This is a genomic window from Pokkaliibacter sp. MBI-7, assembly GCF_029846635.1.
Classification (GTDB): domain Bacteria; phylum Pseudomonadota; class Gammaproteobacteria; order Pseudomonadales; family Balneatricaceae; genus Pokkaliibacter.
Map to the genome: position 1 here is coordinate 118,047 of NZ_JARVTG010000002.1, position 22,952 is coordinate 140,998.

20 protein-coding genes are annotated in these 22,952 nt (G+C 57.3%); 12 read left to right on the forward strand and 8 right to left on the reverse strand.

The window, feature by feature from the left end; all coding sequences use genetic code 11:
* Positions 1–195 precede the first annotated feature (195 nt).
* The 6 genes from QCD60_RS20135 (at position 196) to QCD60_RS20160 (ending at position 6,612) form a co-directional block, all read left to right on the forward strand.
* Positions 196–1,068 carry a 4'-phosphopantetheinyl transferase superfamily protein gene (locus QCD60_RS20135; protein ID WP_279788025.1) on the forward strand — a complete coding sequence of 291 codons (873 nt, stop codon included), beginning with the start codon at positions 196–198 and terminating at the stop codon, positions 1,066–1,068.
* The gene (locus tag QCD60_RS20140) at positions 1,065–2,720 is read left to right on the forward strand and encodes a cyclic peptide export ABC transporter (protein WP_279788026.1); all 1,656 of its coding nucleotides are present in this window, start codon (positions 1,065–1,067) and stop codon (positions 2,718–2,720) included. The genes QCD60_RS20135 and QCD60_RS20140 overlap by 4 nt, the downstream gene beginning before the upstream one ends.
* Complete coding sequence (locus QCD60_RS20145) at positions 2,720–4,357, forward strand: cyclic peptide export ABC transporter (protein WP_279788027.1); 1,638 nt, start codon at positions 2,720–2,722, stop codon at positions 4,355–4,357. The genes QCD60_RS20140 and QCD60_RS20145 overlap by 1 nt, the downstream gene beginning before the upstream one ends.
* On the forward strand, positions 4,354–5,100 hold the full coding sequence (locus QCD60_RS20150) for an alpha/beta fold hydrolase (protein WP_279788028.1): 747 nt from the start codon (positions 4,354–4,356) through the stop codon (positions 5,098–5,100). Before QCD60_RS20145 ends, QCD60_RS20150 begins: the two co-directional genes overlap by 4 nt.
* A gap of 74 nt (positions 5,101–5,174) precedes the next feature.
* Complete coding sequence (locus tag QCD60_RS20155) at positions 5,175–5,693, forward strand: CesT family type III secretion system chaperone (RefSeq protein WP_279788029.1); 519 nt, start codon at positions 5,175–5,177, stop codon at positions 5,691–5,693.
* Positions 5,680–6,612 carry a M91 family zinc metallopeptidase gene (locus QCD60_RS20160; protein ID WP_279788030.1) on the forward strand — a complete coding sequence of 311 codons (933 nt, stop codon included), beginning with the start codon at positions 5,680–5,682 and terminating at the stop codon, positions 6,610–6,612. The genes QCD60_RS20155 and QCD60_RS20160 overlap by 14 nt, the downstream gene beginning before the upstream one ends.
* Positions 6,613–6,735: 123 nt before the next feature.
* Here the strand turns inward: QCD60_RS20160 and QCD60_RS20165 are convergent, their stop codons facing one another.
* Complete coding sequence (locus QCD60_RS20165; RefSeq protein ID WP_279788031.1) at positions 6,736–7,431, reverse strand: hypothetical protein; 696 nt, start codon at positions 7,429–7,431, stop codon at positions 6,736–6,738.
* Positions 7,432–7,774: 343 nt separating this feature from the next.
* Positions 7,775–8,941 (reverse strand): diaminopropionate ammonia-lyase, encoded by a 1,167-nt coding sequence (locus QCD60_RS20170; RefSeq protein ID WP_279788032.1) that lies wholly within the window; start codon positions 8,939–8,941, stop codon positions 7,775–7,777.
* 293 nt (positions 8,942–9,234) lie between these two features.
* Here QCD60_RS20170 and QCD60_RS20175 point away from each other — a divergent pair, with 293 nt between their 5' ends.
* A complete protein-coding gene (locus tag QCD60_RS20175) occupies positions 9,235–10,401 on the forward strand; it encodes a TAXI family TRAP transporter solute-binding subunit (protein ID WP_279788033.1) in 1,167 nt (388 codons plus the stop codon).
* A gap of 29 nt (positions 10,402–10,430) precedes the next feature.
* Here the strand turns inward: QCD60_RS20175 and QCD60_RS20180 are convergent, their stop codons facing one another.
* The 5 genes from QCD60_RS20180 to QCD60_RS20200 all read right to left on the reverse strand — a co-directional run bounded on the left by QCD60_RS20180 (position 10,431) and on the right by QCD60_RS20200 (position 15,408).
* Positions 10,431–10,895: a DUF697 domain-containing protein gene (locus QCD60_RS20180; RefSeq protein WP_104154678.1), complete on the reverse strand. Its 465-nt coding sequence runs from the start codon at positions 10,893–10,895 to the stop codon at positions 10,431–10,433.
* An 82-nt stretch (positions 10,896–10,977) separates the two neighbouring features.
* Positions 10,978–11,667: a GNAT family N-acetyltransferase gene (locus tag QCD60_RS20185; RefSeq protein WP_279788034.1), complete on the reverse strand. Its 690-nt coding sequence runs from the start codon at positions 11,665–11,667 to the stop codon at positions 10,978–10,980.
* 14 nt (positions 11,668–11,681) lie between these two features.
* A complete protein-coding gene (locus QCD60_RS20190; protein WP_279788035.1) occupies positions 11,682–12,692 on the reverse strand; it encodes an ABC transporter substrate-binding protein in 1,011 nt (336 codons plus the stop codon).
* A complete protein-coding gene (locus tag QCD60_RS20195) occupies positions 12,686–14,668 on the reverse strand; it encodes an MFS transporter (RefSeq protein WP_279788036.1) in 1,983 nt (660 codons plus the stop codon). Before QCD60_RS20195 ends, QCD60_RS20190 begins: the two co-directional genes overlap by 7 nt.
* Positions 14,665–15,408 (reverse strand): hypothetical protein, encoded by a 744-nt coding sequence (locus QCD60_RS20200; protein WP_279788037.1) that lies wholly within the window; start codon positions 15,406–15,408, stop codon positions 14,665–14,667. Before QCD60_RS20200 ends, QCD60_RS20195 begins: the two co-directional genes overlap by 4 nt.
* Before the next feature lie 598 nt (positions 15,409–16,006).
* Here QCD60_RS20200 and QCD60_RS20205 point away from each other — a divergent pair.
* The 3 genes from QCD60_RS20205 to QCD60_RS20215 all read left to right on the forward strand — a co-directional run bounded on the left by QCD60_RS20205 (position 16,007) and on the right by QCD60_RS20215 (position 18,510).
* Positions 16,007–16,591 (forward strand): DUF697 domain-containing protein, encoded by a 585-nt coding sequence (locus QCD60_RS20205; protein WP_104154673.1) that lies wholly within the window; start codon positions 16,007–16,009, stop codon positions 16,589–16,591.
* Positions 16,592–16,818: 227 nt separating this feature from the next.
* A complete protein-coding gene (locus tag QCD60_RS20210) occupies positions 16,819–17,016 on the forward strand; it encodes a hypothetical protein (RefSeq protein ID WP_104154672.1) in 198 nt (65 codons plus the stop codon).
* Positions 17,017–17,103: 87 nt separating this feature from the next.
* Complete coding sequence (locus tag QCD60_RS20215) at positions 17,104–18,510, forward strand: prohibitin family protein (protein WP_279788038.1); 1,407 nt, start codon at positions 17,104–17,106, stop codon at positions 18,508–18,510.
* Positions 18,511–18,715: 205 nt separating this feature from the next.
* Here QCD60_RS20215 and QCD60_RS20220 read toward each other — a convergent pair whose 3' ends face one another.
* Complete coding sequence (locus tag QCD60_RS20220) at positions 18,716–19,252, reverse strand: YaeQ family protein (RefSeq protein WP_104154670.1); 537 nt, start codon at positions 19,250–19,252, stop codon at positions 18,716–18,718.
* A gap of 466 nt (positions 19,253–19,718) precedes the next feature.
* Between QCD60_RS20220 and QCD60_RS20225 the strand changes: the two genes are divergently transcribed.
* Both QCD60_RS20225 and QCD60_RS20230 read left to right on the forward strand, forming a co-directional pair.
* The gene (locus QCD60_RS20225) at positions 19,719–22,346 is read left to right on the forward strand and encodes a UvrD-helicase domain-containing protein (protein WP_279788039.1); all 2,628 of its coding nucleotides are present in this window, start codon (positions 19,719–19,721) and stop codon (positions 22,344–22,346) included.
* A 47-nt stretch (positions 22,347–22,393) separates the two neighbouring features.
* A complete protein-coding gene (locus QCD60_RS20230) occupies positions 22,394–22,834 on the forward strand; it encodes a hypothetical protein (protein WP_279788040.1) in 441 nt (146 codons plus the stop codon).
* The last annotated feature ends 118 nt before the right edge of the window (positions 22,835–22,952 follow it).

The window sequence follows — 22,952 nt, forward strand, 5'->3', positions numbered from 1 at the left end:
CTTGCTGAGCCTGTTCACCGGGGATGTTCCAGCAGCGTGATCCGCTGCTGGAACGTATTCGCGCTCTGCTGCACCCCGGTGATACGGTGTTGCAAAAGCCTCCGGAGGTTATGTTTTCTTATCGGTGGATTTTCTTCCCGCATTTTTATCCATTCGTCATAGGCATTACCGCACAGTGACAATACGGAGTTTATTTTGACAACGGATTTGCCTGTTTCAGCTCCCACACCCTTTGCTGACACTGCCCAGACTTTCACCCTGTTGCCGGGCACTGTCTGGCTGTTGCGGGTGGATGTGGGCGAGGATACTCAGCTGGACGCCGTGACTGGCTGGCTGAAGGTATTGAGCGAAGCTGAATGTCAGCAGGTAGCGCGCCTGAAACGCCCTGCGGACCGGCGCGCCAAGGCCGCTGCTCATGCGCTGAAGCGACTGGCACTGGCTGCCATCCGGCAGTGCTCACCTGAGCAGCTGCATTTTTCAGCGTTACCCTCAGGTAAGCCCTGTCTGGTCGATGGACCGGCATTCAATCTCAGCCATACCCAGGGGCAGGTCGCACTGGCCATTGCCGCCGCAGGCATGGAGGTCGGTGTCGATATCGAGCACCGATTGTACCCCCGTGTGGATCGTGAACTGGCCGTGACCGCCTTCGGTGAACAGGTGGCGGCTACGCTGCCTGATGAGCTGAGTGAACACTTTGCCGAAGCATTCTTTCATCAGTGGACCTGTCGGGAAGCGGTGGCCAAGGCGGACGGGCAGGGGCTGGGTATCGGGCTTGAGCGCATCCAGCTGTATAGCGAAGGTCAGGCGCTTGGCGCTCAGGTCGATCGGCAGCAATGGCGGCTGTACTGTCAGGATGTAAGCCCCTGCCACCGTCTGGCGCTGGCCATCGCTGGCGTTGCAGAGTGCGACGTGAGCGTGGTGACCCTCAGTGCCCGGCAACTCAGCAACTGGTGTGATGATCTGCACTGGCTGTCCGGCGCCAATTTACATTCCTGCCAAAGCCGTTTAAAAACAGTCCATTCTTCCGCCCACTCATTCTTCTGCCAAGGACGTCTGCCAGCCTTATGAAAGTGCTTGAATTACTGGCTACCCAGCAAGGGACGCCACGGATCCGTCTGCTAGGCAGTGCCTTTGTCGCCGGGGTCGGCAGTGTAGTGTTGCTGGCGCTGGTCAACATCGCTGCCGAGCATATCGCCCGCTCCGGCTATGATCAGGTCGACTGGCCGCTGGCGATTGCGTTTGCCCTGACTGCCGCTGCGTTCTTTGGTGGTGAGTTTTATCTGGTGGCCCGACTCGGCGCGGATATGGAGACAGTGATCGACCTGTTCCGGGTGCGCTTGCTTAACCGCATTCGCCGGGCCGATTACGCCCAGATGGAGCGGGTAGGGCAGGAGACACTGTTTGAAAGTATTACCCAGACGACCCAGACCCTGTCGCAGAATACCCAGTATCTGGCGCAGGCCCTGCGCTCGGCCATTCTGACGGTATCGGTGTTGATCTACATCCTGTGGCTGTCACCGCTGGCATTCTGCATGGTGCTGGCCGTCACACTGGTGGGGGGCTGGCTGTATGCCGGGCTGGGCCAGCGTTTGATGGAGCGCTATCAGCACATGATGGTAGAAGAGGCCAAGCTGTTCGAAGGCATCACCGGGTTGTTTGACGGCATCAAGGAAATTCGCCTGTCCAGCGCGCGCAGTGAGGATTTTGGCCGGGCGTTTACCGAAGTGACGGACCGCGCTACGGCGATCCGTACCGATGTACAGATTCATGGTTTTCAGCAGTTCATCTTTGGTCAGGTTGCTTTCTATACCCTGCTGGCCGTGGTGGTGTTTGTGGTGCCCACCTATGCCGATGACTTTCGCCATGAAGTCGTCAAGGTCACCACGGCCGTGCTGTTCATGATTGGCCCGGTGGGTGTGCTGATTCAGACCATGGCCATTCTGGCGCAGTGCAATGCCGCGGCTGAACGTATGCTGGCGCTGGACCGTCAGCTGGGAGCGATGGCGGATGCGTCGGAAGTGGTGACGCCCCGGCCTCTGCCGCAGACATTCGACACCATTCATTTCAAAGGGCTGGAGTACACCTACCCCGCGCCGGAAGGTGAACAGCCTTTCGCCGTTGGACCGATCCATCTGCAGTTGCGACGTGGTGAAATCGTGTTTGTCACCGGTGGTAATGGCTCCGGTAAGTCCACCTTCATGAAGCTGCTGACTGGCCTCTATACTCCGCACTTTGGCAAGATCAGTGTTGATGGTGAAGAGATCGGGCCTTCGACGCTGAAGGCATGGCGTGGCATGTTTGCCACGGTATTCACCGACTTTCATCTGTTCCAGCGGCTGCACGGTGTGCCTGAGCTGGACTCCGCCGAAGCCCGGCAGCTGCTGCAATGGCTGGAAATCGACAAGGTAACCACCATCGACGGCGATCACTTTGCCCATATCAATCTTTCCACCGGACAGCGCAAGCGGCTGGCGTTACTGGTGGCCCTGCTGGAGAAGCGGCCCATTCTGGTGCTGGATGAATGGGCTGCCGATCAGGACCCGCATTTCCGTCGCTTCTTCTACTACGAGATTCTGCCTGAGTTGAAACGACGCGGGCTGACGGTGATCGCCGTCACCCACGATGACCATTACTTTGATGCAGCCGACCGGCGCGTGCATCTGGAAGAGGGTCAACTGACTGAAATAAAGGCCACACGCCGTAGTGGGGAGGTGGTCTGATGCCGCTGTTACAGTTATTACGCCAGGAAGTGCGCGCCAATCCCCGTTATCTGCTGTTTCTGACCGTCGTTGCGGCGGTGTCCACCACGCTACTGCTGGGCATTATCAACATGGCATCATCGCTGGTGGCCTCCGGTGGCAGCAGCCTGCGACTGGCCTTCATGTTTCTGGTCACGGTAGCCTTGTTTGCGCTGTCGCAGCAAGCGGTGACGGCCATTGTTGCCCGTGAAGTGGAGGCGATGATTGATCGTATGCGGCTGGCGATGGTCAAGGATATTCGCCGCTCCGATATTCAGACCATCGACAGTATTGGGCGTGCGCCGCTGTATGCCGCCCTGACTCAGGATGCTCAGACCATTTCCCGCAGTTTGCCGTTGCTGGTGATCGGCTCGCAGCAGATGGCGATGCTGGTGTTTGTCTGCCTGTATCTGGCCTGGTTGTCGATGACGGCCTTTGTCATGGCGGCAGGCTTTACGTTGTTTGCCATCGGCCTGCATTTGCAGCGCATGACCGCACTGGGGCTGGCGACCCGCGAGGTGATGGCTCAGGAAGGTCAGCTGTTTGGTGGGCTCAGCGGTTTGCTGCGGGGGCTTAAAGAAGTGCGGCTGAATGAGTTGCGGGGCGAGCAGGTGGTCGGTGAGCTGGCAGCGGTGTCGGCCCATGCCCGCGCTGCCAAGACCGCCATCAAGGCGCGCTGGGCGGTAGAGTCGGCTTTGATCCAGCTGGTGTTCTATCTGCTGGTGGGGCTGATGGTGTTTGTGGTGCCGATCTTCACCAGCGAATTTCACCAGAGTGTGGTGCAGGCGACCACGGCCGTACTGTTCCTGATTGGCCCTATCGGCATGATTGCTCAGGCCATTCCGGCAGTGGGCGATGCACAGCACTCATTGCAGGAAATGCAGGGTTTACAGCAGCGCCTGCGGCAGGCACTGGCGGATGGGGTGGACGAATCCGCCGAGCCCCTGTCAGCACCGGTTCAGGACGTGGCACTGGAGGGGATTCGCTATCGTTACCCCAGTGAGCATGGCGACAGCGGTTTTGCAGCAGGCCCGCTCAATGCCCGTTTTCGCTGTGGGCAGATCACCTTTATCACGGGGGGGAATGGCTCGGGCAAATCCACTATGATGCGCCTGCTCACCGGCCTGATGCACCCGCAGCAGGGGGCGTTGCAGGTGAATGGCGAGGCATTGCGACCGGAGCAGATGCAGGCCTGGCGCGATCAGATATCGGCAGTCTTCGCCGACTATTACCTGTTCCGCCGCTTGTATGGCGTGGCACCGGAAGCGCTGGCGCGGGCCGAGGCCTTGCTGCAGAAGCTGGAGATGGCCGACAAGGTGCATATTCGTGATGGTGCCTTCACCACCGTCGATCTGTCTGCCGGTCAGCGCAAGCGACTGGCACTGGTGGTCGCTGAGCTGGAAGATAAACCTGTGCTGATCCTTGATGAATGGGCCGCTGATCAGGATCCGCACTTCCGCAAGCTGTTCTATGAAGAGCTGCTGCCGTCCTTCAGGGCACGCGGCAAGATGGTGATCTGTGTCACTCACGATGATCGCTGGTTTGATCTGGCCGATCAGATTCTGGCCATGAATGAAGGCCAGTTCGAGCCCGGGCGTGCAGGGAGCCATCACGGATGATCAGCCATCATAGCGGCCCGTCGCCCTGGCTTACCTGCTTTCAGCCGGTTATCCGGCCACAACGGCGTTTGCTGTGTTTACCCTTTGCGGGCGGCGGTGCCGGCGTATTTCGCAGCTGGCAAAGCTATCTGCCAGCCGGGATGGAAATGCTCTGTGCCCAGTTGCCCGGGCGTGAACGACGTATCAGAGAGCAGCCCATTACCGACGTGAACGTTATCGTCGAGGCCCTGCTGGAGGCAATACTGGCACTGGAGCCAGCACCGCTGACGGTATTTGGTCACAGTATGGGGGCTTCCATTGGCCATGATCTGGTGTTGCGACTGCAGGCTGCCAGCTACCCCCTTGAGCGCTTTGTCGTCTCTGCCCGGCGTCCGCCATTTCTGCCCCCGCTCAAGTCGCCCACTTACCTTTTGGCCGATGAGCCGTTTCGGCAGGAGCTGATCCGCATGGGCGGAACGGCTGCCGAGGTGCTGGCCCATGATGAAATGATGAAGCTGCTGCTGCCCATGCTGCGTGCCGACTTTGAACTGGCGGAAACCTTTAACCGTCCCGCCAGCGTGCGATTTCACTGTCCGCTGCTGGCGCTGGCGGGTCGTTATGATCAGGAAGCCTTGCCGGAGGATGTAGGACGCTGGCAGGAGCTGGCGGCAGGCGAGTTTCACCTGCAGGTCATCGATGCCGGGCACTTCTACGTCGCTGAGCGGGCGAAAGAGCTGGTGCAGCAGGTGCTATTGACACCCTGACGTTCGCTTTGTAACGGTCAGGAACTTCCTCACGGCAAACTTCACCCAACCTTGGGACGCAGGGGTGAGGTGCCATGAAACAGAGCAAAGACGACATTAATCGATGGCTGGCGCGGCTGGGTGAAGGCACCCGGCTCGATGACAGACTGAACTGTTATCTGCAGGGTCGGTCGGGTCAGCGGGTGATGCTGACCCTGTCTGCTGACCACCGTTATCTGCTGTTTTACTGCCCTTTGCTGCCACTGCATGGCAGGCACAGGTCGCTGCTGATGGAGGAGGCGCTGGGGCTTAATCTCTACCAGAGCATTGCCATCAAGGGGACGCTGGGTTTCGACGAGCAGAACCGGATGCTGGCCTACACCTTTGTATCTGATCTCGGTGACGACAGCGTACCGTCATCGGCCAGCGAGTTATGGGACAGACAGCTGACAGATGTGATGGACAATGCCGATATGCTGGCAGCCCGCTTTCAGCGGCTACTGGAGATGGCGGATGCGGCGCCGGAACCTTCCTCCCACCGCAACCTGTCACCACAACAAGGCACACCACTTCTAGGGCCGCAATTCAGGGAGTCGCCAAATGGTCACAACTAACCCCGCCGCGCCCACCGTCCATGTTGCCAGCACATCGGCTGCTGATACTTCCGAGATGGCCCATCCTGCTCCTGACGTGGTTGCCGTCAGTCCATTCCCGGGTCCATCAGCACCGTCGGCTGCCGCTACGCTCAAGGCAGTTGGCGAGACAGCGCGCCCCGCTTTTATTCCTACTTCCCGGCAGCTGCAGGATCAGCGAGACGAGTTGCTGCCAATGCAGACGGTCAGGTCACCTTTCTCCCCGAACATCGCCATCATCCGTGATGACAAGCACACCACCCATACCAGCGGTGCGGAGTTTGCCGATTTTGCCACTCAGACGCGCCAGCATCTGACGCAGCTGGCCGAAACCCGTGCCGGTCAGGCATTGTTCCATGCGTTGGATGTCAAAGCTGACGGCAGCAAGATAGAGAATCCGGTGTTTATTCGTGATGCTGGCCGTCAGACGGGGTTACGCCAGGGTGAAAGCGCTTCCAGAGTGCTGGCGACAGCCAGAGTTGAGGAGGAAGCAGGACACAGAACCTATTTACCTGCAGCGGGTGCCATGTCGTTTGTTTCCCACCATACCGATTTATCCCTGCGCTGGGGCGACCCGCAGCAATTTCATCCTGAGCTTAACCTGAGCATGAAGAGACTGGATTCTTCCATGGGCATGAGCGAGGCGCTGGCGCTGGGCCATGAATTGATTCACTCTGCCCATAGTCTTAATGGTGTGAAGGTCAGAGGGGAGAACGAAAAGGGCATTCCCTTTGAGGAGATCAACACGGTCGGGCCACGATCCGGGCGACGGGTATTTGAACACATCCCCACCGAAAACGAGATACGCAGGGATATGCACCGGGAGGTCTATAACGATGCCGGTGCAATAGGTGATATCAGACCGAGAAAGACCTACGGCGGGCGCCGGCTTCCCGAATAAAGTCAGGCCGGTAAGCAATGACCACCGGAGAGCGCTGGAGAGCGATAGTGGGCGGGCTGAGCCGGTCTTGAATGGTGTCCGGGCGTATCATCGGCTCAATCTGCTATTGGCAAATGCGCTGTATCACTGACTGTAGGAGTCGTACTGGGCCACTGGTTTGAGCAGCTCGCCTTTGGGGGCGGCGGACGACAGCCATAGCTGCATAGGGACGTAGCTGTATTTGGGACTGAAGTTGGTGATCAGATCGAGCTTACCATCGTGGTCGAGATCTCCGGCCCAATAGATGGCAAAGGAAGGCTCGTCACAGCCGGGTTCCGGGTGCTGCTGCAGGTATTGCTTCACGTCGAATAACACCTGCTGGTGACTGCCTTCCTGCAGGACAACACGGCTGTCGCAATCATCCTGCTGCTGTGCGGTACGTTGCAGCTGGTAGTGGTGACCGGCGAGATCAAAGCCCAGAGTGTTATCGAGAAAGTTCATACCGGTCAGTAATTCGGTGACGGTGCCCGGATGAAGCTGGGGAATATCGATCAGCATCAGGGAGGAGGGCGTGGTGCTGGTCAGAAAGTGCAGCTTTGCACCGTCCTGTTCTCGCACGGTGTCGGTCAGTGTGGCGGCCACCAGACGTACTTGCGCCTTGCTGTCATCAATCACCAGCCCTTCGGCGCTGGCGCGCGGAGCCAGGGGTGACTCCAGCGAACCTTCGTCCGGGGTGTCATTGAAGTAAATGATGGGCGTTGCGCTGACCGCGGTGGCGGTGCCGCCCAGAGCGCTGATCAGAATGGTGGTGAACAGTGTGCGTTGCGGTGTTTTGACCATAATCAGATCCTTGTGACCGGCCAGATAAACTTCAGGCGGAAGAGCTGGAAAGTCTGCGCGCAGATGGATGTGCTGGCAATGGCATTAGTGTGCCGTCAGCAGCCTGGCAGGTCGTTGAAAATCTATCTGCGTTGCCGAATACGGTGTCAAAAACAGGCTCACAGCCAAAGGCTGAACGTGCTTTAGCACGGCCCCGAAGGGGCGAGCAACGCGAGTCAGATGCTCATTTAGTTCACTAAACTCCGCTTTTGCGCCTGCCTCTTGTGCCCTCGGGGTATTTCCTTGTCTCGGCTGCCTCGATGACGTTTTTCAACAGCCTGCTAGTTAACAATGAGGGCCTTTGTCAGATCACCTGACCGGGTTGCGGCCCCTCACTGCTGATCACTAAGACCCGGCTGTTTTCATTCAGTTCAAATGCCTGTCGGAGCAGTGGGTTTTGTGCGGCCAGCCATAAGCCTGTCAGGCCCGCAATGCCTGTGTCACCGGAAAGGATTTGCGGATCGCTGCCGATCCCTCTTGCCAGCGTGTGCTGCACCTGCAGTGAGAGCTCATCACTGACGGTCACTGCCCCCGAGGCGCAGCGGCGGAGAATCTGCCATGCAGGTTGCGATGGCAAACCACAGGACAAGCCGATCATTCTTGTGCTCAGATCACCGGGCACCTGCATCATCTGACCCTGTGCCAGACTGGCAAACAGGCAGGCGGCGCGGGTGGGCTCGACGGTGATGACGTTGGGTGCGTGGTCCAGTACATGCCAGAGCCCGGCGGCTACCGCGGCGGCCAGCCCCCCAACGCCGCAATGGAGAAAGACATGAGTGGGAGGCGTGAGGTGCAGGCTTTCTGCCATCTCCTGCGCGAGCACGCTGTAACCTGCCATGATGGCCCGGGTCACCGGCAAGCCACCGTGGTAGTCGGTATCGGTGATCAGCAGGGTGTGGTTATCCTCTCTGGCCCGCTGTTCGGCCAGTAATACAGCGTCATCGTAGGTGCCGGGAATGACTTCTACCACCGCACCACAGTCGCGGATACGCTGGATACGCCCTTCATCGACGCCCTGTCCCAGCACGATATGGGCAGCGCAGCCGAACTGCTTCGCTGCCCACGCCAGTGCCAGCCCGTGATTGCCATCGGTGGCGGCAATGGCGGTGTACGCTGCGCAGCGATCATGAGCCTGACCGTCGGCAATCAACTCGGGGGGCAGCAGCAGTGCTTCACCCAGCAGTGTCAGTAATCCATAGGGGGCGCCCAGCGCTTTTACCCCGCCCCGGCCAAAGCGCTGCGATTCATCCTTCACCCACAGCTGGCCCAGCTGCAAGGTAGACGCCATGGCAGGCAGTGAATACAACGGCGTGGGGCGATATTCCGGCCAGTGATGCATGGCAATGGCGGCGTGCTGCATGTCCTGCGTGGGTAATACCACATTGAGATCGTGGTCCCACACCGGGTTAACGGGGTCTTCCCTGGTGCGCAGCAAGGCGTTGCCAGCAATTAACTGGAAAGGATGAGACATGGACGCATTTCCTCTGTACTGACGGATGATGGTTCTGCAGGGTAACTTAACAGGTTCTGGCACAATTGCGTTGTCTTCTGACTGACACTGAGTTGGGCCATTGTCTATACTCGCGAGGGCCGGGAGTGCGTTCACGCATTGTCACGCTTTAGGCCACATCGTGTTGCCAGTTCCTGGCAGGCCCTGTTCCGAAGCTGTTATGAACACGGTCGGACAGTTTGCTATTACCGCTGCAGTCTACCGGCAGCAAGAGTCAGAGTGGGTTATTGGTGTTCTGGGGAGGAAAAGGAACCATGAGTCGACCAGCCTGGTGCGGTCTGAGGTTACAGTTACACTCGTTGTTGCCCCGCATGCTGCTGTGTGTCGGTCTTGTTGCGTTTTCCCAGATCGGTCGGGCACAGGATGCGCCAGCGGCGCTACCCTACAGCCCTGATGCTATTCCGCTCAGCCAGTATCAGAGTGGTGATGCTGAGTCTTCATCCGTGCCAGACCCCTCTGCACCCTATGCCATCAGCACAGTGCCGCAAGGGAAGGAATACTTTCTTGCCATCTACAGTGGCAGTACTTCAGGGGTGTATTACTACGTCGCCAGTGCCATCTGTGACACCCTCAGCATGACGTACCGCCAGCATCATATCCGCTGTGTGGCATTGCGCTCTCAGGGCGTCGGCAGCAACCGTGATCTGATGACGCAGGGCCGGGCGCAGATGATCATCGTCCAGTCCGATACCAACTACTACGCCAGTAACGGTGAGAAGCCGATCCCCGGTGCCCGCTCGGTGATGTCCTTGCATAACGAAATGGGCGTGCTGGTGGTGAGCAAAAATTCGGATATTCATGGTGTCGCTGATTTGCGTGGCAAGCGCGTTAATCTGGGGCCGGAAGGCAGTGCCAGCCGCAATCAGGCACTGGAGCTGCTGGCGGCATATGGCCTCAAACCTGCTGATCTGGGCCGTGCTGACGCTGTCACTCAGGATGCCAATTCGCAGGGGCTATGCAGTGGCTACATTGATGCCTTCCCGGTGTGGATAGGCCATCCGGCTCAGGTGGTGGATGATGTGGCGCGATTCTGCGGGGCCAGACTGGTGGGGATGAACGGTGACGGCATGGAAAATCTGCTGCATCAGCACCAGTATTACTCTCACCAGACCTTACCGGCCAATCTTTACCCCGGTCAGGATCAGTCCATTGAGTCTTATGGCTTCAAGGCATCGCTGGTCGCCTATGAGCCGGTCAAACCCTACATCGTCTACTGGCTGACGCGCTCGCTGATGGAACATCTCGACGTACTGCGTGCCAAGACGCCTAATCTGTCGATGCTGAACGCCAGAGAAATGTTTGAGGTGGGTAACTTCCTGCCCTTCCACGAAGGGGCTGCCCGTTACTGGCGGGAAATTGGCTGGTTGCAGGACGGTGGTCCCAAAGGCCCACCTGATATTGATGAGTCTGCTGATCAGTAACCGCAGACGTCGCACTGTTCATCTCGTCATCAGACGCTGGCGGCCTGATATTGCTGACGCAGTTCATCCAGATCCAGTGTCAGGTCAGGTTCTCCTGACTCGTAACTGATGATGATGCCCAGGCCAATCACCCGGGTAATTACCGAGGCAGCGAGGGTGGCAGTCGCAATACCGATGAGGTTGGCACCGGGGACCCACTTCAGCAGCGCCGAGGTGGTGAGGTTGCCAACGCCGGTCGGTGTGGCACCGCCGAGAACGGCAACCAGAACAGCGCGCATGTCACGATAGCGAAACGGCAACTCGTAGTGTTCGGCCAGCGCCTTGTGCATCTTCATCAGTAACACGCTGAGGGTGGCAATTTCCACCAGAGGCAAAGGGATGACGCAGCCTACGGCGGCGTAGGAGGCATAGCGCTCTACCAGCTCTTTGGCCTGTGCCAGACGAATGGCCTTGAAAGGGTTGTCATGCTCAAAGACAAGGTGTTGCTGATCCATTGCGCTCTCCTGAACGTGTGCATGATCCGGGTTCTGTCACGTTGCCTGTCGATATGGCTGCCAGAAAACAGGTGGCCATCATTTAAGCCCGCTTTGGCGGGGCAAACAATATGTCAGTCTGATCATCATCAGCACGACGTAGCTGCCACCCCCAGCATCCCCGCTGTAACGCTGCTGTAACGGCAACGGTATCCTGCACGTTAGTCCATTGCCTGTCGTCATCAGCGGCGATCGCCGGCTGATTGAGATCCTTACGCAGCAGAAAGCGTTCCCCACCGAACTTCTGCCTGACCCCGCGCACCTGCAGTTCGCACTGCAGCAGATTGTTCAGACTGTAGAAGTTTCCCGGTGCCGCGGTGGACAGCAGCAGGGTGCGGCCAAAGTCCCTGGCCTTCACTTCACGATGACGAATCAGCAGACGGTGCAGGCCAAGACCCCGCCAGTCTGGCGTCACTGCTGCGCCATCGATATGCGCGACCCGACCGAGTTCGGACTCGCTCAAAGCGTGATCTGTACCAAAGTTGGGATCGCGCAGACCGGGGAGGCCCAATACCCCATAAGCCACCAGACGGTCTGTCTGGTCGTCGGCGAAAATGCCATAAATCCGACCACAGCGGGCCAGATGGTCGGCGAAGTAGTCGTCGGTTTCCGTCGCAATCAGGCTCGGCTCCAGCAGGGCGCGCACTTCATGATGAAGGGTGATGATGGCCTGCAGGTGTGACAGGTTGAGTGTCTGGATGTGAGGTGGGGAGGATAAAGGCGCTCTGCTCATGGACTTCTCGGCAATTACTGCAGTACTTCGGCGTAGTCCAGCAGCAATACCGGCGGGTAGAGCTGCAGTCTGCGGGCGACAGGCATCTTGATCAGATAGCTGAAGCGGTTGAGGGTTTCGATGGGAATGTTTGCGGCTGACTGGCCTTCAAACAGTATTTTCTCGGCTTTGGATGCGGCCAGCCGACCGACCAGGTCATAGCGGCTGACCAGTCCGAACATGGCATCACCATCGCGAATTTCCAGCTCGGTGCCGGTAAAGCAGGGGATACCGTGAGCCAGGGCTGCAGATGTCAGCTGCTGGCGGTAGGTGCCGACGAAGTTATCGGGGCCGATGTAGATGACATTGGCCCCTTGCTCGGCCAGCTTGGCAACCAGCGCGGGTATGGAAGCCGGGTCTGGCGTACCGTCTGCCAGATTGGGTACCGGTGCCTGCAGCAACTGAATACCTGCGGCCTGGGTGGCCTGCTCCAGATCATTCACCGAGCTGACCGAGTTGGGCTCAGTCGGGGTAAATATCACCCCCAGCCGTTGTACCGGCATATAGACCGACATGGCTTTGAGCTGGGTTGCCAGCGGAGCGATGTGCGATGCACCGGTGACGTTGGCACGCTGCTGACCTTCGGGGGCGGCAATACCGGTCTTCCATGGTGCTGACACCATGGAGAACACGACCGGGATGTCATGCAGTTTGGCGGGGTCGCTCTCATCCCAGCGACCTACGGTACCCAGCGTGACGCCGGTACCCCAGGTGTATACCAGATCCGGCGGATTCTGTTTTATTTGCTCAAGAACCACGGGCAGTCGGCTGAGGTCACGTTGCAGGTCAATTTCTTCAAACTGAGCCTGCCGCTGATGATCGTGAAAGTAGGTCTTGAAGCCCTGCTCAACGGGGGTTTCACCACGCCAGAGCAGCATCACGATACGGGGGACTTTAGCTTCTGCGGCAGTTGCCGCGGTGGCTACCGACGTGGACGTAATGGCAGTCGCCAGTAATAACAGTGTCAGCAGGTGTCGTCTCAGCATGGTGAGGCCTCCCGCCGGCCGGGTAACGCCATCAGCAGTGACAACAGGCAGCAACTCCAGGCAATGGCAGTGAAGATGGCGACAGCACCCTGTGCATCAAGATGGGCCGCCAGTGCGCCAGCCACAATAGGGCCGGTGCCACCACCGAGGCGCTCCACCAGACGCAGGGAACCGATCACCGGCCCCTGACCATGTTTTTCAATAGCACTGGCCGACAGGGTGATGGCTGAGCTGATCTGAGCTGGAATCGACAGGGCTTGACCTGCACCAAGGCAGACAACACTGGCAATGGTCGTCATAACGGAAGGGTGAAGTGTCAGTGACAGCATGCCAGCTGCCGTCAGCGCACTGCCGACGATCACCGCGTAAATGGGCCGCTCCAGACGGTCAGTGATACTGGCCAGAGCCGGTCCGGCCAGCAGGGCAACCAGGCCATACAGCATCAGGATACGGCCGACATCGGCGACGGAAATGCCGGAGCTGATCAGGGTCAGTGGCACCAGATAGTAGAGAAAGCCACTGAGAAACAGCTTGGCGGGAATGGCCGAAAGAAACAGCAGCGCCAGAAAGTGGCGGTTGCGGAAGGTGTCACCAAACGCGGCAAAGGTGAGCTTGGGTGGGGCTTCCCGATGGTCGGCGACACCACTCATCAGGCGGGTAACCGCCAGAGCGGCCAGCAGTGACGCACAGGCACCGATCTGGAAGGTGGTGGCAGCACCGATATGGCTGACCAGAATGCCGCCAATGGCCGGGCCACAGATATCGGCCAGCATCAGACCGCTGAGCATCATCGCCGTGCCGCGGGCACGGTTCTGGCGGGTAGTAGATTCCAGCACGAAGCCCTGACAGGCAACGAAGGTGGTGCCGTAGCCGATGGCCGACAGGGCACGCCAGAACACCAGATCCCAGTAGCTGTTGGCCAGTCCGGTGCCCAGCAGGCCGAGGGTCGCGAGGATGGCGCCTATCATATACAGCCGCAGTCTGCCGATGCGGTCATAGATCAGGCTGCCAACGGGTAACACTACGGCTGCGATCATCATGTGCAGGGCCATGATGATACCGGCCCCGACGTTCACATCGAGACCGGGAACAGTGGCCGCCAGATCAGCAAAATAAGACGGCATGATGGGGCGTGCCAGTTCTTCGGCGAAGACGAACAGGAAGGTCAGCAGGCGTACGCCGACCAGATGATTTTCCCGGGTCAGTTGTGGTGTGACGGCATTTGCGCCGCGCTGGATGATGCCGTTGACGTTCTGCATCAGGCGACCCAGTGCATCGCGATTGAGGTAGCCGTAGAGCAGGGTGAAGCGTTGCTCAGCGACTTCACCCAGCACCCGAATGGCTGTGCGGGTGGGCAGTGACAGATTCAGTGTCAGTACCAGCAGCATCAGCTCGAATGACAGCAGCAGTGCCACCAGCAATACGATGCCGATGTCTTGCAGGTTATCCAGCAGTGGGCGTAACAAGGCCCGTTGCGGGTGACCCAGATAGAGCGTAGCCACCTGTTGCTCGCCCAGCAGCAGAGGTTGGCTGGTCACCAGTACCGCCTGTCGTACCTGCTGATAGGCAGGCAGATCCAGATGAAGATGAGGGTGGCTGAGGGGGGCAGCCAAAACGTCAGTCGCGCTATTGGCTCCGTTACCTGTCTTGTAAAGTACCTGCCCGGCAGGGTCTGTCCCGGTGGCTGGCGTACTGACCACCAGAAAATCCAGATCGGAATCGCTGGCCGCCAGCTGCTGGTAGAGCTCATCGATACCGACCAGATGCTGAAGTGGAATGCCAAGGCTGAGGGCACGCTCAAGTTTATCTTTGACGACGCGTGTCTCGGCATCGGCTTTCTGTGCCAGCAGCGGCAGCAGTGTCTGGCCGCTGCTGAAAATGGCCACAGCGGAGATAAAGCTTAGGGCCAGCAATACGGTCACGCCGGTCAGCAGCAGTAAGCGGTTGACCGGATCAAGCAGCCAGCGCCGAATCATGCTGATCCTCCTTCGCTGAGCGGGCGGTTGTGTGGTTGTTGCAGGGCCTTACGCAATGGCTCACGGGCCGCAACATAGGCCTTCAGCAAGGCCTCATCGCCACTGATGGCGTCGTCAGTAGTGAGGTTATCCAGAGTCTCCTGACGCTCCAGCTGACTGGCATCACTGTTCAGGGCATCAAGCAGCCGGTTGTGGCGGCGGAACAGACGCACAATGAAATACAGCGATGGCAGCGCCACCAGCATGGCGATCAGCCCTGCCCAGATCAGCGTCTGGCGTACAGAAGTGCGAGTAGCGGCAAAGACGTCATCATGCTGGGCGATACTCAGGTACCCTGCACACGCACCCAGGCTATCGGTCAGTGCGGCAGTGACTGTGGCACTGTCCTTATTGAAGTGTGTACCGACGGATGGAGGCGCTGCGGTCGCTGGCGTATCGCCACTGCTGGCAATCAGCTGCTGCTGGCAGCTGTAGACAGCCACATTGGCAAGATCGGGGTATTGGTTCACTGGACGCTGCAATATATCCTGCAGGTTTTCCAGTGCATTGAGCTGCAGGCCAAGATCAATACCGATCAGCAGATCACGTTTGATTTCGCTGGCGATGACATCAAGGCGCTGAGTGACCAGACGGTCATAGGCCTCTTCGTAACGCAGGATGTTGAGCGTGGTGGTCAGGGTAATGGCCATGGCCAGGACCGCAATCAAGGCGGCCGCCACTTTGCCGGTAAGTCCGGTCATTGTCTGGCTCCGGGTGGACAGAATGCATACTGCACAAGTGCAACTGAACAGGGATATACCCGCTATTGGCTACGATTTATGGAATTGATGTCAATTTTTTATCGCAAAGTGCGTTTAAAGTAGCAGGGCTGCCGGTATTCTTCCCGTGAAAACCCTGGTCGTGTAACGCGATGGGTAAAAATTGACGCTTTCCGGGTAGGATCACTCAGTAAAGGTAATTTTTGATTTGTATTCAGAGGTTTGACGCCTGCACATGGGGCGCCTATCTTTAGCTTACTTTTGCTTACACTCTGATCAGGCGGGGTAGTTTTTGCGTGATTCATGGTGTCTGCTAACGGGGATTGCTCACAGGTGGTATCGACGGTTTTCTTTGCAAGGAGAGAACAGGTCGAAGAGAGGCATGAGGTTAAAGACGCACGTTGTCGTCGTAACGTCATGATCAGTCTCCTCAATAGGAAGAAGTAAAAGCCGAAGGCGGGTGATGAAAGATGCTTGGTGACAGTGAATCGAGTAACCCAGTGCTCACGGCGATTTGACAATGACAGCCATCAGGTGGACGGCACAGCCGATCCACTTTTGCTAATTCAAGGAGAACACCATGGTCAGCAAGACAGACACTCCCCAGGACAAACCTACTCCCGAAGTTGAGGCAACCGCTGCTGAAGCGACAGTGGAGCCTGAAGTTCAGGAGGCTGTCATCAGCCTGGATCTTGATGCCCAGGCACGCAAGATCATCCGCCACAACTGCTATTGGTCCATGGGCGCCGGGCTTATTCCCTTTATTTTCGTAGACACTGCCGCACTGATCGCTGTTCAGCTGAAAATGCTGAAGGAGCTGGGTGATCTGTACGGTGTGCCATTCAAGGCCAACGCGGGCAAATCTGCCGTGACTTCCTTGCTGGCAGGCGCGGGTTCTGGCTATCTGGGTTACAAGACGGTCACTTCAGGTGTGGTGCGCCGACTGGTGCGCAAGACGCCCGTGATCGGCACTGCGATTACGCTGGCCACTATGCCCGCTTTTGATTCTGCCTTTACTTACGCTGTGGGTAAGGTTTTCCATCGTCATTTCGCTTCAGGTGGTGACTTCCTGAGCTTCAATGCCAAGAAAGTTCAGGCTGAAGTCAACGAAACCATTGAAGAAGTGAAAGCTAAGGGTGTTGACGCGGCTCAGGCTGCTGCCTGATCCCTTTAAATCGTGAACACGTTCTTGTGATGACTGCAGGCTGGTACGCAGTAGCGTGCCAGCCTGTCATTGTCAGTACATCGATCCAACAGACAGAAAAGCGTATCAGCTGCTCAGTCTGAACGTGTTTACCGGATAGATTCTCTGTCTTCATTCGCATATAACGTGTCTTCCACACACGTTATTAATTCAGAGCGCAGATTCAGTCACTGCCTTGAGGGACACCGATGCCGATTATCATGGCCATTCTTTATCTGACCGCCTGCGCCATTTGCGGTTTGATGGGGCGCAGGACTGCCTTTGGCTTTCTCGGTCATTTCCTTCTGTCTCTCGTTATCACCCCAGTAGGTGACTTTCTGGTGCAGATCGTCAGTCGTCCTTCACGCGAGCTTCGTCAGAAGCTTGATAAGTTGGATCTGGATTAAGCGCCGGTCGTGGCGTAGTAGCAGCCCAGTCAGTATGGCTGCGAGCAGATCATCAGTAACAGGGAAGCGGGACAGCACAGGCGGACCATGACGGAAACCAACCTTTCTCAGCAACAGTCTTCGCAAACGGGTGGTTCCCGTTGGCAACGTTTTTCTGCCTGGCGCGAGGAGCGGGCGCTTCGTATTGGTAAATGGCTGAAGCGGCACTCGATGCCAATCTATATCAGCATGCTGATGTTTGTGCTGAGCCTGATCATTCTCGCCCCCAATATCTTCATCAACGTACCGGCTGGCCATGCTGGCGTGCTGTGGCTGCGCTTCTTTGGCGGTACCGTCACCGATCATTACTACGGTGAAGGTCTGCATATGATCTTCCCGTGGGATGAAATGTATATCTATGACACCCGCCTGCAGAACAGTGCGCGGGTGTATGACACCATCTCCTCCAATGGTCTGAGCATGCAGGTGGAAATTGCCGTGCGCTATCGCGTCAATAAGGATGCGCTGGGCATGCTGCATAAACTGGTAGGCCCGGACTATCCCGAAATTCTGGTGTATCCGGAGATTGGCTCCCATGCACGGGAACTGATTTCCCGTTATACCCCCGAACAGCTTTACACTGAAACCCGTGCTTTCATTCAGGCGCAGATTCTGCAACGCATGGTGACGCAGCTGGGCAACTCCCTGATCAATCAGAGTTCCCATGGCCGACTGGTCAATGTGGAGGATGTGCTGATTCGTTCGGTGAAGTTGCCTGACAAGGTCGCCCAGGCCATCGAGCGCAAGGCAGAACAGTATCAGGCCATGCTTGAGTACGATTTCCGTATTGCCCGCGAGAAAAAGGAAAGGGATCGTAAGATCATCGAGGCGGAAGGTATTCGCGCTTTCCAGGACATCGTGGCAAAAACCATTACACCTGAATATCTGCGCCTGCGCGGTATCGATGCCACCATGGCACTGGCGACCTCGCAGAACAGTAAGATGATCATTATTGGTGGCAAAGATGGCCTGCCGGTCATTCTCAATACCGGAGATGTTGCCCCGTCGTCTGCCGCTGCGACCTCAGACAATACCGGGTTGAGCCCTTCGCTGGACATCACTTCACCTAATGCAAAAATGCAGGATGTGACACCGCCCAATGCAGCGATTCCCAGTGCTAATACCAGTCCGGGGGCGGGTAAGTCGCCAGCGGCGGCACCCCTGACCGGGGCCAGTACCAATGGCTTCCCCAGCTCAGCGGAGATGCGGGGGCGGTTATTTTCGACCGATGCCGTAACAGACCAGCAGTCTGTCCTGCCGGAAGGCAGTGGTACACCTGTGACTCACGAGCAGGCTGCGGTGGTGGATGGCCTTGCCGCTCAGCAGTCAGCGGGGGCTGCCATGATGTTGCAGCAAGCCGCCCGACAGCAGCAAATGAGCGGTCAGCAGGCGATGCAACAGCAACTGTTGCGACAAGCCCAGCAGACTAGTGGGCAGCCAGCAATGGCGAAATAAAAGGCTGATGTACTCGGGATATTGTGCTGTATGGACGGGAGAGGAAGGCCTCAGCGTGGCTCTCCCGTCATCCTGAAGTGTGTAAAGACCTAACCTGCATCTGTACAGGGCGTGGGCAAACAGCATGAGCACATGACTGATGTGCGGTAGTCGAATCGCCCCTGTGAACGCTCACTCCAGTTTGGTCTGGGCGACTGGAAAACCCTTATTTCAAACGTTCCAGATCAACCTGAATGCTGCTGGCGCTGCTGTTCATCCACACCTGCCCATCCTGAATCATGCATTGCCAGTCCATGGTTCGTGCGGTCTGCTCCGCCAGTAACTGCGTTGCTTCTTCTGGCAGGTTATAGACTTCTACATTGTCAAAACGCTGCAGCTTGTCTTCGATCCCCTTCCACCACAATCCTGCGTTACGGCCGCCATAGCAGTACACCACCACGCGGCGTGCACGGCTGCTGGCTTTACGCAGACGGCGTTCGTCCGGCAGCCCCACTTCAATCCAGGTCTCGATGTCGCCAGTCAGTTGTTTTTGCCAGAGATCGGGCTCTTCATCGTTGCTCAGGCCTTTACAGAACTCCAGCTGTTCATCGGCCTGCAGGGCAAACGCCAGCAACCGCACCATCATGCGTTCATCGGTCTCTGAAGGATGACGTGCCAGAGTCAGCGAATAGGACTGGTAGTGGTGACGGTCCATATCACTGACATTGAGTTCGGATTTGAAGACGGTTGCCTTGAGGGCCATGAAACTTACCTGTTCACTGCATAGACGTGGGGCACAGAGTTTCCGTTGAGCGGCAGGGCGAATGCAAGCATGAGTGAGTAAAACGGCTAAAGAAGCCTGTTAACCTCAGCGATATGCAGGCACAAAACGTCATATTTTTGCTGTATATTTTTCCAGTCCTGTCATGGCTATTCCGATGTAACTTGGTTATCTTGCCCAGGCAGTCTGTAGTGTTGTGAGAGCGTGCGACGATCAGTCCTGTCAGGGCAGATCGAGGCTGTGTGGCTGATGTGCAGCGTATTGAGCGCACGTTTTCACAAAAATTGTAAGAGCGAGTACACGATCTTCTGCGTGCTGGCCTCACGGCGTTGGAGAGACCTTCGGAATGCCGGTTTGCTATCAGCAAACTGCACTTCCTCAGTGCTTTCTACTTTGTTTGGCTCTGGTTCGCGAGAGTATGTACAGGTTCTAAGAAAAGGAAATTCCCTTGCCCACGTTACCGCTTAACTGGCTAAACCGCTGCTACATGCGTACCAGAGCGTTGACCCTTCATGAAACTGGCCTGGAGGCTGGACGTAAATTATTGCCCATCCCTGAAGTGGACCAGCGAGTCCGCCTTGAACGTGGCTGGGTTTTCCACCGCCTGCACTGGGGCGACTTCCGTCTGCGACTGTTTCGTCAGTCCGGTCTGGATGACTGGGGGCAATGGCTGCAGGAGGCTCATCAGGTCTATTGCCAGGCGCAACTGAAGGGTATCCATCAGCAGATGCTGGAAATGGCTGAGCAGTTCGAGCTGCAAATGGCCGGGCGTCAGCGTTACTGGCGTCACAGCCAGATAGAAGACTGGTTACCGCATTTTGCCGAGATAGCTCCCTATTTTCAGTTGCTGGACCGTTTTGAGGATCTGCAGCTGAAAGTCACCGATGCGATGCGCGCGCTGGCCAAGTTACTGGCAGACCCGGAAGGCTGTCGGCACACCTTCAACCAGATGCTGATGGAACAGCAGCAAGCCCGTTTCAAGACCTTCTTTGATCAGCTGGAGGCACACCCCCTGACTCAGGACCAGCGTCTGGCATGCCTGACAGATGAGGATAATGTTCTGGTTCTGGCGGGGGCCGGAACCGGCAAGACCAGTACCCTGTGTGCCAAGGCTGCGTGGCTGGTGGAAGCGGGGCTGGCACAGCCAGAAGAGATTCTTATCCTGGCGTATGGCAAGGATGCCAGCCTGGAGTTGAAGCAGCGTCTGGCAGCCTATACCGAACGTCAGCAGCCGTTACGCTCTGCTAATCCTTCGTTCAGTGAACCGGCTGCTGCCGACAATATGTACATGGATAAGGCCCAGGATGCGGCCAAAAGTGCTGCGCTGGACAAGATCAAGGTGTCTACCTTTCATGCCTTTGGCAAGGAGCTGATGGATGCCATCCCCGGGCAGAAGGCGACGGTAAGTCCGCTGGCGACTGATGCACGTGCCATGCGCCGCTTTGTCGATGACTGGTTACACAGTCAGTTTGCCGAGCTGAAGTCGGCCAGGCATCTGGTCATTTACGCCGCTTACTATCTGTATCCGCTGCAGTCTGAAGAGTGCTTTACCGGCTTTCCTGCCTATCAGCGTTACGTGCGTGAGCAGGAAGTGCGTACGCTGGCCGGGGAACGGGTTAAAAGTTATGGCGAGCTGGAAATTGCCAACACCCTGTTTCTGCTGGGTATCGAATACCAGTATGAGCCAGGGTATCCCCACACGCATGAGTTGCTGAACAAGCCTTACCGACCTGACTTCTATCTGCCCCAGCTGGATATCTATCTTGAACATGTTGGGGAGAGTGACGAGCAGTCAAAAGACCCTGAAAGTCGCCAGTACCGACAGGAGCTGGAGTGGAAGCGTGAAGTCCATACCGCTTGTGGTACTACCCTTATCTGTACCTACAGTCATGAAGCACAGGAAGGGCTGGCGGCGTTGCTGGAAGCACGGCTCAAAGCCGCTTGTCGAACGCAAAAGCGCCCATGGAAGGAGCTGATCCAGCCACGGGCACCCCAGGCCATATTGGAACAGCTGCAACGTCAGGGGCAAATGGGGCGCTTGTCCCAACTGCTGGCAGACTGCCTCAGCCGCTTCAAGGAAAGCCGGTTGAGTCTCAAGGACATGCAGCAAAGTGGTGATCTGAGTCTGGAGGGTCGACGCCTGGCAGCCTTTGCCGTGTTGCTCGAAGGGCTGGTTAAGCACTATCAGCAGTATCTCAGGCTCGCGGGGCAAATGGATTTCAGTGACATGATCCGGGTGGCCTGGAAGTCGCTGGCCAAGGACAACTTTCATAGCAAAACGCAGTACCGTTTTCGTTACCGCTATCTGCTGGTAGACGAGTTTCAGGATATCTCTCCGCAAAGAGCCGAACTGCTCAAAGCGCTGAAAGCGGCAGATCCATCGACCAGCCTGTTTGCCGTGGGTGACGACTGGCAGGCCATTTACCGGTTCAACGGCGGAGATGTGCGGCTGACCTTCAATTTTGCCGAGCATTTTGGTCATACCGCGCAGGTCGTGCTGGGCACCACCTTCCGTTTTAATAACCGTATTGCGGCAGTGGCCAACCGTTTCGTCCAGAGTAACCCGGCACAGTTGCCGAAAACCCTGCAAAGTCTGATCTCCAGCAACCGTGCCGAGATCGTCCTGCTGGCAGGGCAGAAAGAGGAAGTCATAGGGCAGGCACTGGCGGCAATACAGCAGGAGAATCAGCAGACAGAAAAAACCGTGTCAGTCATGCTGCTGGCAAGGATGAATCGCAGTGAACCTGATGTGAACGAATGGGCCGACAGCTATCCGGGTTTGCGTCTGGAGTTTATGACGGCACATAAAGCCAAAGGCTGCGAGGCAGACTACGTCATCTTGCTGGATGTGGTGCAGGGGGAAACGGGCTTTCCTTCCAATAAACCACACGATCCCCTGATTGACTGCTTTCTGGCTGACAAGGAAGAGTTTGAGGATGCGGAGGAGCGACGGCTGTTTTATGTGGCACTGACGCGGGCACGACGCCGGGTGTTTATTCATACGCAGCGTGGTGAGGAGTCGGTCTTTGTCAAAGAGCTGCAGCGCTACAAGAAAGAAGTACTGAATTGGGTTTAATCAGCAGCCCTGCAGGGGTGGCATCCAAACAGGAGAAACTGAACAATATGACCATGTTTGCTTGCGCCCGGTATCGATGCCGACCTGTGGCTCTGCTGGCAGGTTGCCTGTGCCTGTCAGGGTTTTTTGCGGTATCAGCGCTGGCAGAAGGCAGACTGCGGATTCTCGATTGCCAGATCACCCGTCATTGCGATGGTGCAGGGCAGTGTACTGCCGGAGGGGAGTCGTTGGTCTTTCAGATGGCACCGCAGCATCTGGATGAAGGTGGCGCCGGCAGTTATCAACTGAGTTACGGGGCACCGGGGCAGGGCGAAGTGAAGTTGCCCATGACGGCAACCTCCTATGCGGGCCCGTTCATGTGGAGCATGGCGGAGGAGCGCGACACTTTACTGGCCAGTTCTGAAAGCCTGTTTCTCTGGCACCAGCTGCGATTAACGCCAACACCACAGGCAACGGTGTCCTTCCTCAGCTGTACCCTGCGTCAATAGCGTGCCCGTTGTCAGTCCGCTGCAGGACTGGCTTCTGAATGTTTCCATTCATGCCACGGTTGGCATAGATCAGCATGAACTGGAGAAGTTGAGTACCACCCTGTACAGCTGCGCGGAT

Bases quoted from the DNA above. Each gene is read 5' to 3' on its own strand.
- QCD60_RS20175 (WP_279788033.1), top strand. From the start codon at position 9,235: ATGAGTCGACCAGCCTGGTGCGGTCTGAGGTTACAGTTACACTCGTTG.
- QCD60_RS20170 (WP_279788032.1), bottom strand. From the start codon at position 8,941: ATGTCTCATCCTTTCCAGTTAATTGCTGGCAACGCCTTGCTGCGCACC.
- QCD60_RS20220 (WP_104154670.1), bottom strand. From the start codon at position 19,252: ATGGCCCTCAAGGCAACCGTCTTCAAATCCGAACTCAATGTCAGTGAT.
- QCD60_RS20210 (WP_104154672.1), top strand. From the start codon at position 16,819: ATGCCGATTATCATGGCCATTCTTTATCTGACCGCCTGCGCCATTTGC.
- QCD60_RS20215 (WP_279788038.1), top strand. From the start codon at position 17,104: ATGACGGAAACCAACCTTTCTCAGCAACAGTCTTCGCAAACGGGTGGT.
- QCD60_RS20180 (WP_104154678.1), bottom strand. From the start codon at position 10,895: ATGGATCAGCAACACCTTGTCTTTGAGCATGACAACCCTTTCAAGGCC.
- QCD60_RS20200 (WP_279788037.1), bottom strand. From the start codon at position 15,408: ATGACCGGACTTACCGGCAAAGTGGCGGCCGCCTTGATTGCGGTCCTG.
- QCD60_RS20145 (WP_279788027.1), top strand. From the start codon at position 2,720: ATGCCGCTGTTACAGTTATTACGCCAGGAAGTGCGCGCCAATCCCCGT.
- QCD60_RS20195 (WP_279788036.1), bottom strand. From the start codon at position 14,668: ATGATTCGGCGCTGGCTGCTTGATCCGGTCAACCGCTTACTGCTGCTG.
- QCD60_RS20160 (WP_279788030.1), top strand. From the start codon at position 5,680: ATGGTCACAACTAACCCCGCCGCGCCCACCGTCCATGTTGCCAGCACA.
- QCD60_RS20165 (WP_279788031.1), bottom strand. From the start codon at position 7,431: ATGGTCAAAACACCGCAACGCACACTGTTCACCACCATTCTGATCAGC.
- QCD60_RS20150 (WP_279788028.1), top strand. From the start codon at position 4,354: ATGATCAGCCATCATAGCGGCCCGTCGCCCTGGCTTACCTGCTTTCAG.
- QCD60_RS20155 (WP_279788029.1), top strand. From the start codon at position 5,175: ATGAAACAGAGCAAAGACGACATTAATCGATGGCTGGCGCGGCTGGGT.
- QCD60_RS20140 (WP_279788026.1), top strand. From the start codon at position 1,065: ATGAAAGTGCTTGAATTACTGGCTACCCAGCAAGGGACGCCACGGATC.
- QCD60_RS20205 (WP_104154673.1), top strand. From the start codon at position 16,007: ATGGTCAGCAAGACAGACACTCCCCAGGACAAACCTACTCCCGAAGTT.
- QCD60_RS20190 (WP_279788035.1), bottom strand. From the start codon at position 12,692: ATGCTGAGACGACACCTGCTGACACTGTTATTACTGGCGACTGCCATT.
- QCD60_RS20185 (WP_279788034.1), bottom strand. From the start codon at position 11,667: ATGAGCAGAGCGCCTTTATCCTCCCCACCTCACATCCAGACACTCAAC.
- QCD60_RS20230 (WP_279788040.1), top strand. From the start codon at position 22,394: ATGACCATGTTTGCTTGCGCCCGGTATCGATGCCGACCTGTGGCTCTG.